The organism is Thioclava sp. F34-6 (genome assembly GCF_002213235.1).
GTDB lineage: Bacteria > Pseudomonadota > Alphaproteobacteria > Rhodobacterales > Rhodobacteraceae > Thioclava > Thioclava nitratireducens.
On sequence record NZ_NBOA01000001.1, the window covers coordinates 23,607 to 38,533 of the forward strand.

The following is a 14,927-nucleotide window of genomic DNA, read 5'->3' on the forward strand; positions in this document are numbered from 1 at the left end:
GGTCTTGAGGGCAGGGGGCTCAGGCGTCGATCGAGACATCCCCGATCGGGTTCGAGCAGCAGGCGAGGACGTAGCCGTCTTCGATCTCGTCATCGGTGATGCCGCCATTGTGGACCATGTGGACCTGACCGCCCTTGGTCTTGATCTTGCAGGTGCCGCAGACCCCGAAAGTGCAGCCGGACGGCAGCGGCACGCCCGCAGCTTTCGCGGCGGCGAGCAGGGTTTCGGTCTCCTTGATCTTCGCGGTCTTGCCGGATTTGGCGAAGGTGACCTCGACGGCGGCATCCTCGTCGGGGGTCACGTCGTCTTCGGGCTCGACGGGGCGGTCGGCGACCGGCGCGTTGAAGCTCTCCTGGTGGTAGTGGTCCATGTCGAAACCCAACCCGGTCAGCGCCTCGCGCACCGCGCGCATGAAGGGCTCGGGGCCGCAGCAGAACACTTCGCGCTCGAGGTAATCGGGGGCTGCGAGGCCAAGGATGAGCTGGTTGAGCTGCCCCTTGATCCCGGTCCAGGGCGCGTAGGGATCCTGCTCTTCAACCACCCATGTCAGTGCGATGCCGGGCAGGCGCGAGGCCATATGCTCCAGCCGTTCGCGAAAGATGATCTCGGACGGACGACGCGCGCAGTTGATGAAGACGATGTCCGGGTCGCTGCCCGCATCATAGAGCTGCGTCGTCATCGACATCATCGGGGTGATGCCGGAGCCTGCCGAGATGAACAGGTATTTCGACGCCGGATGCACGACGTTCGAGAACATCCCCGCAGGCCCCAATGCCTTGATCCGCATGCCGGGGCGCAGATTGTCGAGCATCCAGCGCGTGCCGAGCGAGGTCGGCTGTGCCTTGACCGTGACTGTCAGGGAGGTGGGCCGCGACGGCGAGGAGGAGATCGTGAAGGTCCGGTGCAGCGGGCCGCCCGCCACCGGCAATTCCAGCGTCACGAACTGCCCGGCATTGAAGTGAAACAGCGCCCCTGAGGGCGGGCGAAAGGTGAAGCTCGCCGTATTCGGGGCCTCGGGCAGGAAGTTGACGCACTCCAGCGGTTCGTCGTCGGTCCAGAACTGAAGGAGCGGTTGAGCATTTGCAGCCATGAGCCTACTCCGCTGCGAGGCTGCGCGGGGCAACCGCGCGGGTCATGGTGGCGGCATACCAGTCGACGAACTGGATCACGCCCGATTCCCAGTCCGGGCTGTAGGGGCCCGGCGTATAGGCCGGAGAATTGATGCCGCGCTGGTTGTCCTCGACGATCTCGCGATCCTGATCGTTGGTGGCGATCCAGACTTCGGTCAGCCGTTGCAGATCGTAATCGACCCCCTCGACCGCATCGCGATCCACGATCCAGCAGGTCGTCACCTCGGTCTGCGTGGGGCTGATCGGCATCACCCGGAAGGTCAGCGAAATGTCGGGCAGGAAATGGTTCCAGGTCGACGGGTAGTGGAATTTCAAAAGCGAGCCGGCATCGGGCAGGGCGACGCGTCCGAGGGGGCGGCGCACCGCCGCCTGACCGTCCATTGTGTAGCTGACGGCGTTGTCCTGCAGCGGCATCCGCGCGAGGCGGTATTGGCCGTCGCCACCCAGACGGAACTGCGCCGGGGCGCCGGATGCCTCACAGCGGTCGAAATGTCCCTGCAGCCGGCTCGAGATCGAGCCATCTGGGGAAACGCCCGCGACTTCCGGGTCGAGCGGGAAGGAGTTGCACAGCTCGGGGTGGTTGCTCGAGCAGTGATAACACTCGCGGTTGTTCTCCCAGACCAGCTTCCAGTTGCCTTCCTCGATGATTGAAGACGTGAAGGCGACCTTGCCCCGGTGCAGGTCGTGGACCTCCAGATAGGGGTGGGCCATCGCGGCGAAGGCCTCGAAATCGGGGGCGTCATCGGCAAGGCAGATATAGATCAGACCGCAGAGGTCGCGGGTCTGAACCGGGCGCAGCCTGTGCGCTGCCGGGTCGAAATCCGGCCCCATGTCGCGCGCCCAGAGCAGGCTGCCATCGAGATCGTAGGTCCACTGGTGATAGGGGCAGACCAGCTTGGCCACGCGGCCCGCGCTCGTCTTGCACAGGATCGAGCCACGGTGACGACAGGTGTTGTGAAAGCCCCGGATCTCGCCGTCGCTGCCCTTGACCAGAACGACGTCATAGGCCCCGATCTTCAGGCGCGCATAGTCGCCGGTCTTGACCAGCTGGCAGGCGGGAATGGCGAAGAGCCACTGGCGATAGAAGATATGCTCGAGATCCGCCTCGAATATGCCCGGGTCGGTATAGAAGGCCCGGTCGAGCGAATATCCGGGTTTGCGATGTGCGAGCAGATCGGCAAGAGGAGGTGTCACGGGCGCGGCCTTTCCTATCCAAGCGTGATTTCACCTCATTTCAAATTTGCTTTTCTGTGCCTCTCAACGTCATAAATATTCATCCGGGGTGAATTGAACTCATCCAAGACATATTTCGACATGGAATGGTTCGAAACCGACATCATGCAGCGCCCCTATGATCTTCCCTCGCTTAGCTCACTGAATTGTTTCGAGGCGGCTGCCCGAAAATTAAGCTTCAAGGCGGCGGCTTCAGAGCTGAACGTGACCCCGACGGCCGTCAGCCATCAGATTCGGGCGCTCGAGACGGAGCTTGGCCAGCAGCTTTTCCGCCGCCAGCATCGCGGCGTCGAATTGACCGAAGCCGGGGCCTATCTTTTCAACGCGGTGCAGCGCAGCTTCGAAGCCATTTCCGACGTGGTGCGCGACATGCGCGGGCCCGTCGCGGAAGACGACGTGATGGTGCTGGCCTCGACCGCGGTGAGTTCGCTTTGGCTCACCCCGAGATTGACGGAATTCTGGCTGACCCACCCGGACATCAACGTCTCGCAGATCGTGAGCGACGCGGTGGATTTGGAAGCGACCGTCGATCTGAGCCTGCATTACGGCGTGTTCCCCGAAGGGGACGAAAGCTGCACGCAGCTCTTTCAGGACCGTATCTGCGCGGTCGGCTCGGAGGCTTTTGCCGCGCGTTACGGCATCGCCTCCGCGCATGACCTGCATCGTGTCCCGCTGATCCACATCACCCGCGAGCGCCATCGCTGGACCGAATGGCCCGACTGGCTGTCCGAGCTTGGGTGCCCGCAGCCGACCGGCAAACGGATCACCGTCAACAATTACATGATCGGGTTGCAGATGGCGAAGGAAGGCATCGGTGCCTTGCTGGGCTGGGACGGCCTCGTGGGTCACCTGATCGAGGCCGGAGAGCTCGTCACGCTCGGGGCGGAAAGCGTCGTGTCACCGCAGTGCTTCTACATCAAGGTTCACCGGCGCGCCTCCGCAAAGGCGAAGAAATTCCGCGACTGGCTCGTCGCGCAGAGCGTCACGACGGACAGCGCCCGAGCGCGCATCACCGCGATGTCGGGCGATCAGGGTTGACGTCAATGACGCCGAAACTGCTGGAATCGCCTTGCTTGCCGGCCTCTTCGATATAGCCTTCGGCCCCGAGGCCGCGTCGGAGCAGTTCGCGAATGGCGGCAGCACGGCTCGGCATCCGCTGGGAAAAACGCCAGTCATCCAGTGCTTTGATTTCGTCGTCCGAAACCATGATCTGGAGTCTGGTCAGGCGCTTGCCGCGGTCGTTCGCCATGAAACCCTCCGGACCGACTAAACTTACTCAACTTAAATCAGCTTACCCAAGGTTAATACCTTCGAGCAGTTTGTCAATTGAGGGCAGGGAGGTCACGAACTGCTCGCAGTCAAGGTTGTCAAGTGGCCGAGGGTGTTAAGTTTATGTAATTGAAATGAATACCGAAAACCTCAAATTTATGCTAGACTTCACACATGGAACAGAAGAACGCAGAGACATATCAAGGCGATCTGGTTCGTTCTCGCCCTGTTGTGCTTTTTACGAGTGAAACAGTCCTCGCGCTCGACCTCGAGCAGGTGCTGGAAGAGGCCGGATTCCGCGTCGCGCATTGCGCCACGTGCGATGTGAGTGAGCTGAAGGCCTATGGCCCGGGCGGGATTCTGGCGGCGGTGATTGACGTCACGCTGCACGAAGCCGCCGCTGCCCAAGCGCTTCCCTGGCTGAAACGGCACGGGATTCCCGCGGTCATCGTCGGCAGCGGTGCGGAGGTCGTCAATTTCGAACGATCCAAGTTCCCGAACATCGTCGCGGAATTCGAAAAGCCGGTGATCGCCGACGAATTGGTCCGGCAGTTCCGGCGTTATCTCGAGACCGCGCCGCCCGGCCTGAGGCCCGCGTCTTCCAGCGCCGTCTGGAACCGGTCCGACGGCTGATAACGCGATCTCGTTGCCGACTGGTGGGCCGGTAAGGCGAAGCGGCCGATCGCATTTGGAAAGGTCGGGTCACATACAGACACGCGCCCCGGTTGGGGGCGCGCGTCCGTTCGCAGCCGCGTCATCCGGCCTAGGCCGACGCGATCTCGGGAGCGGCGATGTCAGGCCGCTTTCTCGGCAGACGGGGCCGCCGAGAGGGAGGCTATAGGACGGACCCGCCTGATCAGGAGCAGCGCGAGGCCAAGCAGAACTGCATCCGCAATCGGAAAGGCGAACCACAGGCCCTCGATACCGGCCAGCGCATTCATGAGGACCAGCAGGGCCGGCACCAACAACCAGGGTTTCACCAGTGTCAGCACCGCCGTCCGCAGCGGATGGCCCATCGCCTGAAAGTGCATCGCGAGAACGAGTATCGGCCCGGTGAAGACGTAGAGCGCCGTCATCGGTCGCAGGATCGCGGCGACTGCAGCCGTGACCTGCGGATCCTCCGAAAACATCGCACCAAGCGGTTCACCCGCGACCAGACACGTCAGCGCCACACCGGCACACCAGAGAGACACGACAGCGATTGCAAGGCGCAGGGCCGCACTGGCGCGCGCGATGCGGCCTGCGCCGACATTGTTTCCGGTAATGCTCTGCGTCGTCAGCGCGATCGCCATCTGCGGCAGGAAGGCCAGCCCGAGGATGCGCGTCACCACACCATAGGCCGCGACATAGCTCGCGTGATACGCGGAGGTGGTGCCGATCAGAAGAAGAACGGTGCTGCTCACCAGCGCCATCCCGATGAAGGTCAGCGACAGCGGCAGGCCGAGCGCGAGAATCCGCACCCAACCCGACAGCCAACTGGCCTGCACGAGGGCCCCGAGCGGCAGCAGATCCCGATCGCGCGCCCGCACGATCAGCACCAGCGCCAGCCCGAGGATCTGCGCGCTCACGGTGCCGAGGGCAGAGCCCGCGACGCCCAGCCCGAGGAGCACGATCGCGACATAGTTCGCCGCGATGTTCAGCAGGTTCACCAGCACCGAGAGCAGCGCGATCAGCCCCGCGCGTCCTTCGTTGCGAAGGGCATCGGCGTGCAGCCCCAAGGTGAACTGGACCGGCGCGCCGAGGATAAGGATCAGCAGGTAGCTGCGTGTTTCCGCCGCGACCGCTTCGTTCCCGGCGGCGAGGGCGGCGACGACGGACGGGCCGAGAGTCAGCGCCGTGGCGATCAACCCCGCGCTGATCGCGAGCGCCAAGCCGTGCGCGCGGGCGAACACGGCGCCCGCCTTGCTTCGATCGCCGGCTCCGAGATGGCGGGCGAGCAGGCTCGACATGCCGCCGCCGCCCAGGGCGGTCAGCGCGGTGAGCAACATGACGACCGGAAAGCCCAGGCTGACGGCGGCCAAGGCTTCAGCGCCGATGAAACGACCGACGAAGATGCCGTCGATCACGTTCAACAGCCCCCCGGTGGACATGACAACCGCCATGGGGAGCGCATTCGAGAGGAACAATCGCCCGACGGGGCGGGTCAGAAAGCGGTTTTCAACAGTGTTCGAAGCGGGTCCAACAGACATCGCTCACTCCTCCGCAGAGGCATTTCGAATGGGGAGGGTGCCTGCATTGCCCACCTGCGAAATGCATCGAGGGTGAGATGTCATCTTGCTCCGGGCTTCACCGTGACGTTTGTCTGCAGGCGGCAGGTGCCCGGCACCTGTCCGTTCGATAGCCGCAAATCACCGCTCGGGCAATATGGCGCAGCTCGGCCGGATCCGTTTCTCGCAGCGCATGATGTCCCTCTGCCACGCCTTGGGCGCGCGCGTTGCCGATGTCGACGCGGCGACGCGCCATTGCGTCAGGCGTCGACGGGCTTCACCTTCGGCGGGATCGGCGCTTCGGAGGGCGTGATGCCGTGTTTCAGCAGCGCCTTGTGCATGTAGCTTCCGCGCCGGGGGCGGTTGTTCTCGGCCTCTTCCAGACGCGGTTTCATCCGACGCGCCCACATATGCACTGCATAGGTCTCGTCGGTGAGGAAATCCGCCTCCACGTCGAAGCGCGACATGATCATCTTGTTCCGGTCCTTGAAGGAGATCGGATAGAAGGCCTGTTGCGAGAGCGCATGGTCCCACTCGCCGGTCTCGCGCAGGAAGTGGCTCAGCGCGGCCGGGCCGGTCAGTCCCCATTCCTGCTCGGAGAAATGCACCGGTTTGCCGCGATCGCGGGCTGCGCGCAATTCCTCTTGCTGCTCTTCCTTCAGCCATGGCCCGATCGCGTAAGGGTCGGCCACGAAATCCAGCAGCCCGCGCAGGGTTTGCGACTCCGCCGGCAGGCGCATCACCGCGTTGCAGATCAGGTGCGGTTTCTCGAGCCCGAATACGTAGTCATCCGTGAAATCGAAGGGTTTCACGCAAAGCACATCGGCATCAACCCAGATGTAATCGGTCTTCTCCATCAGGTGCAGCCGCCACAGATCGGCATGGATAGCCGGGCTTCCCGTGCGCTTGTGGCGGATGATCTCGTCGCCCGGAAATATGTCGCGCGCATCGCGCAGCGTCACGCCGGGCGGGGCGTTCGGGATCAGGTTGTAGCAATAGAGCAGGGTGTCATGGCCCGCATCGACGAAGGATTTCAGGCTCAGCTGTTCGAGCCAGGACAGGCGGTCACCGATCCACAGGGTTGCGATCGTCGGCAATTGGGACAAGGGTAGGCTCCTGTTCGGAAGGGTCTTTCGCGGCGCTCAGACGGCAGGCGGGGTGTAGCTGGGCCAGTCGAATTGCTTGGCGATCTCGTCCATCGCCTTGCGGTAATGCGGTCGCCGCGCGGGGTGGGAGGATCTCAGCACCGCATGGGCATAGTCATAGGTCAGGCGCGGCCGCTTCATCGCGAGAAGCTGTTTCAGCAGGGTTTTCTGATAGGCGGGCACGGAGCGGCGCGCACGCAGCAAAGCGTAGATCTCCGCCGGGGTCGCGTCGCCCGCGACCACCCGTTGCGTGATCGGTTTCAGAACGCCCATCGCGGTAAGCGATGACCCCAGCCGATGGCCGAAGCGTCGACAGCGGATCCGGGTCACGTTGGGCGCGCGGAACAAGGTCGCGTGCATCGAATCCTCGCGCACCGTCGGATCGTAGAGGAGCCACATCTGCGCCGCCTGTGCGGCCTCATCGGGCGCATAGCCGTAGCGGTCGGTGAAATTGCGCCGCCAGACCGCGCGATAGCGCCCTTCCCAGCCGCCGGTCACGTCGCGGTCGAGCGTGGCTTGCGGCGAGAGTGCGAGCACCGTGGCGCCGGGAGCTGCCGAGGAAAACGCCGCTGCCGCGTAGCCCGCCATCGAGGTGCCGTAGAACACCACGCGGCGGAACCGCTCGAAAAATCCGGTCTCGCGCATCTCGTCGAAGAAATCATAGACCGCTTCGGCGCGGTACCATGTCCAGCCATGCGCCCCGATGCCAAGCGCCGACCAGCCCTGCGAGTTGATGAAATTCACGCCCCAGGGCAGGCGCTCTTCGACCTTCTGGCGCGCATCGTCGAGATTGTCGAAGGTCACGACCAGCGTGTCGTCGCCCTCGACGAATAGTGCCTTATGCTCGGCATCGAGGCGGCGGTAGAAACCATGATCCGCCCCGATCCGTTCGAGCTGCCCAGTCCAGGCGATCTGGCGGTCTTTCAAGGCGGTATCAGGCATTGGTGTAACCTATCTCGGCGGTTTGGCGGGGCCCGAAATCGTGGCCATGTCGGGCGCCTCTCGGGGGCGAGAAATCATGAAAAATCGTTCACAATATGGCGGATAGCACGAATGGGGTCCAGCCTGCAGCACGCGGCTTGGCGCACTGGGGCAGGGCGGCTCGGCCAAGCCTCAACCGGACGTGGCCGCGCGCAACCGGGCGGCCTCATGCATCATCGCGGTCAGCCGGGCGACCTCGGGGCGCTCGGTCATCTCGTGCTTCATCGTCAAGCCGACAGCGCCCGACATGAACTGCGCGCCCAGCGGCAGGCTCACCAGAAGCCCCGAGGCCAGTTCGCGAGCGACCACGCCGCGCGAGATGAACCACAGCATTTCCGACCCTTCCAACAGCCCGAGTCCGGTCGCGAGCGACACGGTCTCGATCGGGCAGCGCGGCTCGGTGATGCCCTGCGCGCCCAGATAATCGTCGACGATGCGCCGGATGATCGCGCCGCGCGTAGGCAGGATCACGTCGCATTGGCGCAGCGCCTCGGGGGCGGGGCGGCGCGCGAATGGATGGCCCGCGCGCGCGGCTAGAATGACCTCTTCCTCGTAGAGAAAATCGAAACGCAGCCCCGGCATGTCGGCGGCGGCGGGCATCCGTCCGATCATCAGGTCGATCGCCCCCGAGCGCAGACGGTCGAGCAGATACAGGTTGGGCCCGGTGCTGATCGAGAGCCGCGTGCCCGGATGGGCGCGGCTGAACTCGAGGGCTACGCCCGGAAAGATCGAGCCCGCCACCGTCGGCAGCGCGCCCACATTGATCACGTCGCCGATCCCGTCGCCGCTGAGCGCAGCCGCGCCGGCCTCCAGTTCCTGCAACGCCTGTATCGCATGGCGGCGAAACGCCTCGCCCGCCGGCGTCACGGTCAACCGCCGCCCGCGTCGCTCCAGCAGCGCACCGCCCAGCATTGCCTCCATCTCGGAGAGGGTCTTCGACAAGGCAGGCTGTGAAATCCCCTGCTTACGCGCCGCAGCCGAGACCCCGCCTGCCTCGATCGTGTCGAGAAAGGCGCGGATGTGACGGAGCTTGAGACCTTTATGCATAGCCATGGGGTTATGGATTAACGTGCATTTTATATTTGGCTCAAGCGAAAACTTCAGAAAAGATTATGGCGGGAGGAAGAGGATGCACGCACTTAATTGCGACTGGGGGCATATCCATTACCGCGAAGACGGCGCGGCGCAGGGCGTCCCGGTTATATGTCTGAACTCGCTGGGCACCGATTTGCGGATGTGGGAAGGCCTTGTCGCCCCGCTCTCCGGCTATCGTCTTGTGCGCATGGACAAGCGCGGTCACGGGTTGAGCGCGACCTCTGACGCCGCCCCCACGATCACCGATCTGGCGCAGGATGCGCTGACGGTCGCCGATCATCTGGGTATCGAGGCGGGAGTGTTCGTCGGCTGCTCCATCGGCGGCATGATCGCGCAGGAGATCGCGCGGATCGCCCCCGAGCGGGTGCGTGCGTTGGTGCTCAGCAACACGGCCGCCAAGATCGGCACCGAGGAAAGCTGGGCAGAGCGGATCGCCACGGTGGAAAGTCAAGGTCTGCCCGCGATGGCGGAAGGCGTGATCGAGCGCTGGTTCGGCCCCGCGTTCCGCGCCCATCCCGACTGCGCGCTCTGGGTGACGGAAGTCGCGCGCATGGATGCCAAGGGCTATGCGAATTGCTGCAAGGCGCTCGCCGGAGCTGATCTGCGCGACGCGCTGCCCGAGATTTCCGCCCCGACGCTGGTGATCGCGGGCAGCCATGACGGCGCGACCCCGCCCGAGCAGGTCATGGAAATGGCCGCCGCCATTCCCGGCGCGCGGGCCGAATTGATTGAAGGCGCGGGGCATATTCCCGCAATCGAGGCGCCCGAGCAGGTGGCGCGCCTCATCACTGAATTTCTGAAGGAGCACGAGCTTGTCTGAGCGATATGAAGCAGGGATGGAAACGCGCCGCCGTGTGTTGGGCGACGCCCATGTCGACCGCGCCGATGCGAGCAAGACCGAGTTCGACGCGCCGTTTCAGGAGTTCATCACCGAGGGCGCCTGGGGCTCGGTCTGGTCGCGGCCTGACCTGACGCCGCGCGAACGCTCCATCGTGACGATCGCGCTTCTGGCGGCGCAGGGCAATCACGAGGAAATCGCGATGCATACCCGCGCCACCGCCAATACCGGCGCCACGCCTTCGGATCTGCGAGAAGCGATGCTGCATGTCGCGGTCTATGCGGGCGTGCCGCGCGCCAATCACGCGATCAAGATCATCAAGGAAACGCTGAAGGAGATGGGCCAATGACCGGTCGTTTGATCCCCCGCGAGGCCGGTATCCACCCGCCTCTCTTCACGCCGGCCTACAAGACCTCGGTGCTGCGCAGTCCGCAGCGCGCGCTGATCGCCTTCGACAGCTCGCCCAGCGAAGAGACCGGGCCGACCTTCGGCCATGTGAAGCTCGGCGCGCTCGATAACGACCTGCTGCTGAACTATGCCCGCCCCGGCACCAGCGCCATTGGCGAGCGGATCATCGTGCATGGCCGGCTTCTCGACGAGAACAACCGTCCGATCCCGAACGCGCTGATCGAAATCTGGCAAGCCAATGCGGGCGGGCGTTACCGCCACAAGAAAGACGGCTATCTGGCGGCGCTCGATCCCGATTTCGGCGGCTGCGGGCGCACGATCACGGGCGAGGACGGCTCCTACGCGTTCCGCACCGTGAAGCCCGGCGCCTATCCGTGGCCCAACGGTCCGAACGAATGGCGCCCGGCCCACATCCACTTCTCGATCTTTGGGCACAGCTTCGGCCAGCGCCTGATCTCGCAGATGTATTTCGAGGGCGATCCGCTGATCGCACGCTGCCCGATCGCGCAGACGATCCCCGACAAGGCCGCGCTCGACCGGCTCGTGGCGGCGCTCGACATGAGCGAGACGAAACCGATGGACGCGATCGCCTATCGCTTCGACATCGTGCTGCGCGGCCACCGCCAGACCCATTTCGAGAACCGTCCGGAGGGCATGTAATGGTGCAGAAATTCGACAAGCCGATCCTGACGCCCTCGCAGACGGCAGGGCCTTACGTCCATATCGGGCTCGCTCCCGAGGCGGGCGGCATCGAGGGGGCTCCTTTCGAGACGCTGGGCCGCGAGATCGCCGGGCCGGAGGCGAAGGGCGAGCGGATCAAGGTGACCTGCCGCGTCGTCGATGGCGGCGATCTGCCGCTGCGCGATTGTCTGGTGGAGACCTGGCAGGCCGATGCCGCCGGGATCTATCCCGGCCAGGAGGGGGCAGATCCGGCGGTCTCCGGCTTCGGTCGCATCCCCGCGGATTTCAGCACGGGCGAGATCATTTTCGAAACGATCAAGCCCGGCGCGATTGCGCTTTCGGGCGACCGCGAGACGCCGCCGCATATCTCGTTCTGGATCTTCGCGCGCGGGATCAATCACGGGCTGCACACCCGGATGTATTTCCCCGAGGACGATCTGTCGGGCGACCCGCTTCTGGCGCGGATCGAGCATCGCGACCGGATCGCCACGATGGTCGCCGAGGCGACCGGCCCGGGCGAATACCGCTTCGACATCCGCCTGCAAGGCGCGGGCGAAACCGTCTTCTTCGATATCTGAGCCATGACCCAGGACCCCTGCATCATATGTGTCGCGATCACCGGCTCCGTGCCGCAGCAATCCGACAATCCGGCGGTGCCGATCACGATCTCCGAGCAGATCGAGTCGACGCAGGCCGCGTTCGAGGCGGGTGCGACTATTGCGCATTGCCACGTCCGCAACGAGGACGGCTCGCCCAGTTCCGATCCCGACCGCTTCGCACGACTGATGGAGGGGTTGCATGAACATTGTCCCGGCATGATCGTGCAGCTTTCCACCGGTGGGCGCTCCGGCGCGGGCAAGACGCGCGGCGGGATGCTGCCCTTGCGGCCCGACATGGCCTCGCTCTCGGTCGGGTCGAACAACTTCCCGACGCGGGTCTATGAGAACCCTCCGGATCTGGTCGACTGGCTGGCCTGCGAGATGAAGACCTACGATGTGCGTCCCGAGATCGAGTGTTTCGATCTCAGCCACATCTTTCAGGCCGCGAAACTGGTCGGCGACGGGCGGCTGCCCGCGAATGTCCATGTGCAATTCGTGATGGGCGTGAAGAACGCGATGCCGGTCGACCGCGCGGCGTTCGATTTCATGCGCGAGACCCGCGCCCGCGTTCTGCCCGAGGCGACGTGGTGCGCGGCAGGCGTTGGGCCGGGGCAGGTGGTCGTCAACCAATGGTGCATCGAGACCGGCGGGCATTGCCGCACCGGTCTGGAGGACAATATCCGGCTGGATCGCGAAACGCTCGCACCTTCGAACGCGGCGCTTGTCCAGCGCACGGTCGATCTGTGTGAAAAAGCGGGCCGTCCGGTTGCCACATGGCAGCAGGCGCGCGAAATCCTCGCGCTGCCCATGAAGGGGGCCGCATGAGCCTCTCTCCCCTCGACAGCCCGCTCTGGTCCGGTCTCTACGGCGATGCGGAACTGGGTGCGATGCTCGACGATGCCGCATTGTTGGCGGCGATGGTGCGCGTCGAAGTGGCGCTGGCCGAGGCCTGCGCGGCCGAAGGCGTCGTGTCCGAGGCTGCGGCGACCGAGATTGCCGAGAAGCTGACCGGTTACCAGCCCGATCCGGCGACACTGGCCGAGGGGGCCGCGCGCGACGGCGTGCCGGTTCCGGCGCTGCTGAGCGATCTGCGCGCCAAGCTGTCGGAAGAGGCGGGGCAGGCGATCCATTGGGGCGCGACCTCGCAGGACATCATCGACAGCGCGACGGCGCTTTTGATGACGCAGGCGCTCGCCGTGATCGCGGCGCGGCTGCGGCGCGTGATCCGCGTGACCGGCGAGTTGGCCGGGCGCGAGGCGGAGACGGTGATGGCCGGGCGAACCCGCAGCCAAATCGGTTTGCCGGTGACTTTCGGCGCGCTGGTCGCGTCCTGGGGCCAGCCGCTGATCGACGCGGCGGCGCGCATGGCGGTGATGCAGGGCGCTGGGCGGGTCGCGCTCCATGGGGCCGTCGGCACCGACGCGGCGCTGGGCGACAAGGCGCAGGCGGTACGTAACCGCATGGCGGAGGCGCTGGGGCTTCAGGCCGAGGATCAGCCGTGGCACAGCCGCCGCGACGCGATGGCCGGGCTCGGCGCGCAGGCGGTGTTGTTGACCGGGTCGCTGGGCAAGATCGGCATGGATGTCGTGACCCTCGCGCAATCGGGGATCAACGAGGTGCGGATCTCGGGGGGGGGCTCGTCCACCATGCCGCATAAATCGAACCCCGTGGCCGCCGAGGCGCTGGTGGCGCTGGCGCGTCACGCGGCGCATCTGCAGGGGAGCCTGTTTGAATCCGCGCTCCATGGTCAGTTCCGCGACGGCGCCGCCTGGGCGCTGGAATGGATGAGCCTGCGCCCGATCCTCGTGGCCTGTGGCGCGTCGCTGCGCCTTGCCGGAGAGATGCTGGAAGGGCTCGAGGCCGACGCCCCCCGGATGCGCGCCAATCTCGAGGCTGCGGGCTTCGGCCCCTATGCCGAGCGCGCGATCTTTACGCTCGCGAAGACGCTGCCGCGCAACGCGGCGAAGAAAGCGGTGCAAGAGGCGATGGCCGCACCCGATCCCGTGGCGGCGCTTCTGGCCGCCCATCCCGAACTCGACGGGGACACCCTGACCAATCCGCTTCTTGCGGCAGGGCAGGCCCCGGTGCAGGCGCGCGCTTTCGCGCAGCGCTGCAATGACCTTTGCGGAGGAAACGCATGAAGACTCAAGTCGCCATCATCGGCGGTGGCCCGGCCGGGCTGCTGCTTTCGCAATTGCTCGACCTGCACGGGATCGAGAGCGTCGTGCTGGAGCGCCGCTCGCGCGATTACGTGCTGTCGCGCATCCGGGCCGGGGTGCTCGAACAGGGCACCGTCGATCTGCTGCGCGCCGCCGAAGTGGGCGCGCGAATGGACCGTCAGGGCGAAATCCACGACGGTGTCGAGATCTCGTGGCACGACGAGCGGCTCAATATAGACATCAAGAGCCTGACGGGCCGAGGGGTAATGGTCTATGGCCAGACCGAGGTGACGCAGGACCTCTACACCGCCCGCGATGCGCGCGGCGGCACCGTGCTGCACGAGGCCGAGGTAACGGCAATCGAGGGGATCGAGGGCGACGGCGTCACCGTGCATTTCACCCATGAGGGCGAGGCCAAGACCCTGACCGCCGATTTCGTCGCGGGCTGCGACGGCTTCCACGGGCCGTCGCGCAAGGCGATCCCGGAGAGCCACCGACAGGAATTCGAGCGTGCCTATCCGTTCGGCTGGCTTGGCCTTCTGTCCGAGACGCCGCCCGCCGCGCCCGAGCTGATCTACGCGGCCCATGATCGGGGCTTTGCGCTGTGTTCGATGCGCTCGCCCACGCTGAGCCGCTATTACGTGCAGGTGCCGCTGAGCGAAAAGCTGGAAGACTGGCCCGCAGAGCGGTTCTGGGACGAGCTGCGCACCCGCATCCCGGCCGATGTGGCCGAGACGCTGGTCACCGGCGAGCCGCTGGAGATGTCGATTGCGCCGCTGCGCAGCTTCGTCTCCGAGCCGATGCGCCACGGGCGTTTGTTCCTGGCTGGCGACAGCGCCCATATCGTGCCGCCGACCGGCGCGAAGGGCCTGAACCTCGCGGCCTCGGATGTCTATTATCTGCACCGCGCTTTCGATCGGTTCTACAACCACGGCACGTCCGAAGGGCTCGACGCCTATTCCGAGACGGCGTTGTCGCGGGTCTGGAAATGCGAGCGCTTCTCGTGGTGGATGACCTCGATGCTGCACGATTTCCCGGAAACGGGTGCGTTCGAGCGCCGGATGCAGCGCGCGGAGTTCGAGTATCTCCAGATGTCGGAGACCGCACGCAAGAGCTTTGCCGAAAACTACGTGGGCCTGCCTTACTGACGGGCCGAACCGCCCCCGCGCAAGGGGCACAAAG

16 protein-coding genes are annotated in these 14,927 nt (G+C 65.2%); 9 read left to right on the forward strand and 7 right to left on the reverse strand.

Annotated elements, in window-relative coordinates; translation table 11 throughout:
* Positions 1 to 19 precede the first annotated feature (19 nt).
* Positions 20 to 1,090, reverse strand: a complete 1,071-nt coding sequence (locus tag B6V72_RS00125; RefSeq protein ID WP_088718364.1) for a hybrid-cluster NAD(P)-dependent oxidoreductase — start codon at positions 1,088 to 1,090, stop codon at positions 20 to 22.
* Between the two features lie 4 nt (positions 1,091 to 1,094).
* Positions 1,095 to 2,324, reverse strand: coding sequence for an aromatic ring-hydroxylating dioxygenase subunit alpha (locus B6V72_RS00130; RefSeq protein ID WP_088734097.1), 1,230 nt, complete (start codon positions 2,322 to 2,324; stop codon positions 1,095 to 1,097).
* 120 nt (positions 2,325 to 2,444) lie between these two features.
* On the opposite strand from B6V72_RS00130, the gene B6V72_RS00135 reads away from it, so the two are divergent.
* Complete coding sequence (locus tag B6V72_RS00135) at positions 2,445 to 3,401, forward strand: LysR family transcriptional regulator (protein ID WP_240497122.1); 957 nt, start codon at positions 2,445 to 2,447, stop codon at positions 3,399 to 3,401.
* Here the strand turns inward: B6V72_RS00135 and B6V72_RS00140 are convergent.
* Positions 3,373 to 3,612 (reverse strand): hypothetical protein, encoded by a 240-nt coding sequence (locus B6V72_RS00140; protein ID WP_088734099.1) that lies wholly within the window; start codon positions 3,610 to 3,612, stop codon positions 3,373 to 3,375. The two genes, B6V72_RS00135 and B6V72_RS00140, sit on opposite strands and share 29 nt — an antisense overlap.
* Before the next feature lie 194 nt (positions 3,613 to 3,806).
* On the opposite strand from B6V72_RS00140, the gene B6V72_RS00145 reads away from it, so the two are divergent.
* Positions 3,807 to 4,265, forward strand: coding sequence for a hypothetical protein (locus B6V72_RS00145; protein WP_088734101.1), 459 nt, complete (start codon positions 3,807 to 3,809; stop codon positions 4,263 to 4,265).
* A gap of 161 nt (positions 4,266 to 4,426) precedes the next feature.
* Here the strand turns inward: B6V72_RS00145 and B6V72_RS00150 are convergent, their stop codons facing one another.
* The 4 genes from B6V72_RS00150 to B6V72_RS00165 all read right to left on the reverse strand — a co-directional run bounded on the left by B6V72_RS00150 (position 4,427) and on the right by B6V72_RS00165 (position 9,018).
* A complete protein-coding gene (locus tag B6V72_RS00150) occupies positions 4,427 to 5,821 on the reverse strand; it encodes an MATE family efflux transporter (RefSeq protein ID WP_088734103.1) in 1,395 nt (464 codons plus the stop codon).
* Between the two features lie 278 nt (positions 5,822 to 6,099).
* The gene (locus B6V72_RS00155) at positions 6,100 to 6,945 is read right to left on the reverse strand and encodes a hypothetical protein (RefSeq protein ID WP_088734105.1); all 846 of its coding nucleotides are present in this window, start codon (positions 6,943 to 6,945) and stop codon (positions 6,100 to 6,102) included.
* Between the two features lie 36 nt (positions 6,946 to 6,981).
* Complete coding sequence (locus B6V72_RS00160; protein ID WP_088734107.1) at positions 6,982 to 7,926, reverse strand: phosphoadenosine phosphosulfate reductase; 945 nt, start codon at positions 7,924 to 7,926, stop codon at positions 6,982 to 6,984.
* Between the two features lie 171 nt (positions 7,927 to 8,097).
* Positions 8,098 to 9,018, reverse strand: a complete 921-nt coding sequence (locus tag B6V72_RS00165; protein ID WP_088734109.1) for a LysR substrate-binding domain-containing protein — start codon at positions 9,016 to 9,018, stop codon at positions 8,098 to 8,100.
* A gap of 76 nt (positions 9,019 to 9,094) precedes the next feature.
* On the opposite strand from B6V72_RS00165, the gene pcaD reads away from it, so the two are divergent.
* From pcaD to pobA, 7 genes are read left to right on the forward strand one after another with little or no spacing between them, the layout of a single operon-like run.
* The gene (pcaD, locus tag B6V72_RS00170; RefSeq protein WP_088734111.1) at positions 9,095 to 9,880 is read left to right on the forward strand and encodes a 3-oxoadipate enol-lactonase; all 786 of its coding nucleotides are present in this window, start codon (positions 9,095 to 9,097) and stop codon (positions 9,878 to 9,880) included.
* Entirely contained in the window at positions 9,873 to 10,247 is a 375-nt protein-coding gene (gene pcaC, locus B6V72_RS00175; protein WP_206184168.1) for a 4-carboxymuconolactone decarboxylase, read from the forward strand. Before pcaD ends, pcaC begins: the two co-directional genes overlap by 8 nt.
* Positions 10,244 to 10,966 carry a protocatechuate 3,4-dioxygenase subunit beta gene (pcaH, locus tag B6V72_RS00180; RefSeq protein ID WP_088718372.1) on the forward strand — a complete coding sequence of 241 codons (723 nt, stop codon included), beginning with the start codon at positions 10,244 to 10,246 and terminating at the stop codon, positions 10,964 to 10,966. Before pcaC ends, pcaH begins: the two co-directional genes overlap by 4 nt.
* On the forward strand, positions 10,966 to 11,565 hold the full coding sequence (gene pcaG / locus B6V72_RS00185; RefSeq protein WP_088718373.1) for a protocatechuate 3,4-dioxygenase subunit alpha: 600 nt from the start codon (positions 10,966 to 10,968) through the stop codon (positions 11,563 to 11,565). Before pcaH ends, pcaG begins: the two co-directional genes overlap by 1 nt.
* A gap of 3 nt (positions 11,566 to 11,568) precedes the next feature.
* Positions 11,569 to 12,411, forward strand: a complete 843-nt coding sequence (locus tag B6V72_RS00190) for a 3-keto-5-aminohexanoate cleavage protein (protein WP_088719343.1) — start codon at positions 11,569 to 11,571, stop codon at positions 12,409 to 12,411.
* The gene (locus tag B6V72_RS00195) at positions 12,408 to 13,727 is read left to right on the forward strand and encodes a lyase family protein (protein ID WP_168172983.1); all 1,320 of its coding nucleotides are present in this window, start codon (positions 12,408 to 12,410) and stop codon (positions 13,725 to 13,727) included. Before B6V72_RS00190 ends, B6V72_RS00195 begins: the two co-directional genes overlap by 4 nt.
* A complete protein-coding gene (gene pobA / locus B6V72_RS00200) occupies positions 13,724 to 14,893 on the forward strand; it encodes a 4-hydroxybenzoate 3-monooxygenase (protein WP_088718375.1) in 1,170 nt (389 codons plus the stop codon). Before B6V72_RS00195 ends, pobA begins: the two co-directional genes overlap by 4 nt.
* Positions 14,894 to 14,927: the final 34 nt, after the last annotated feature.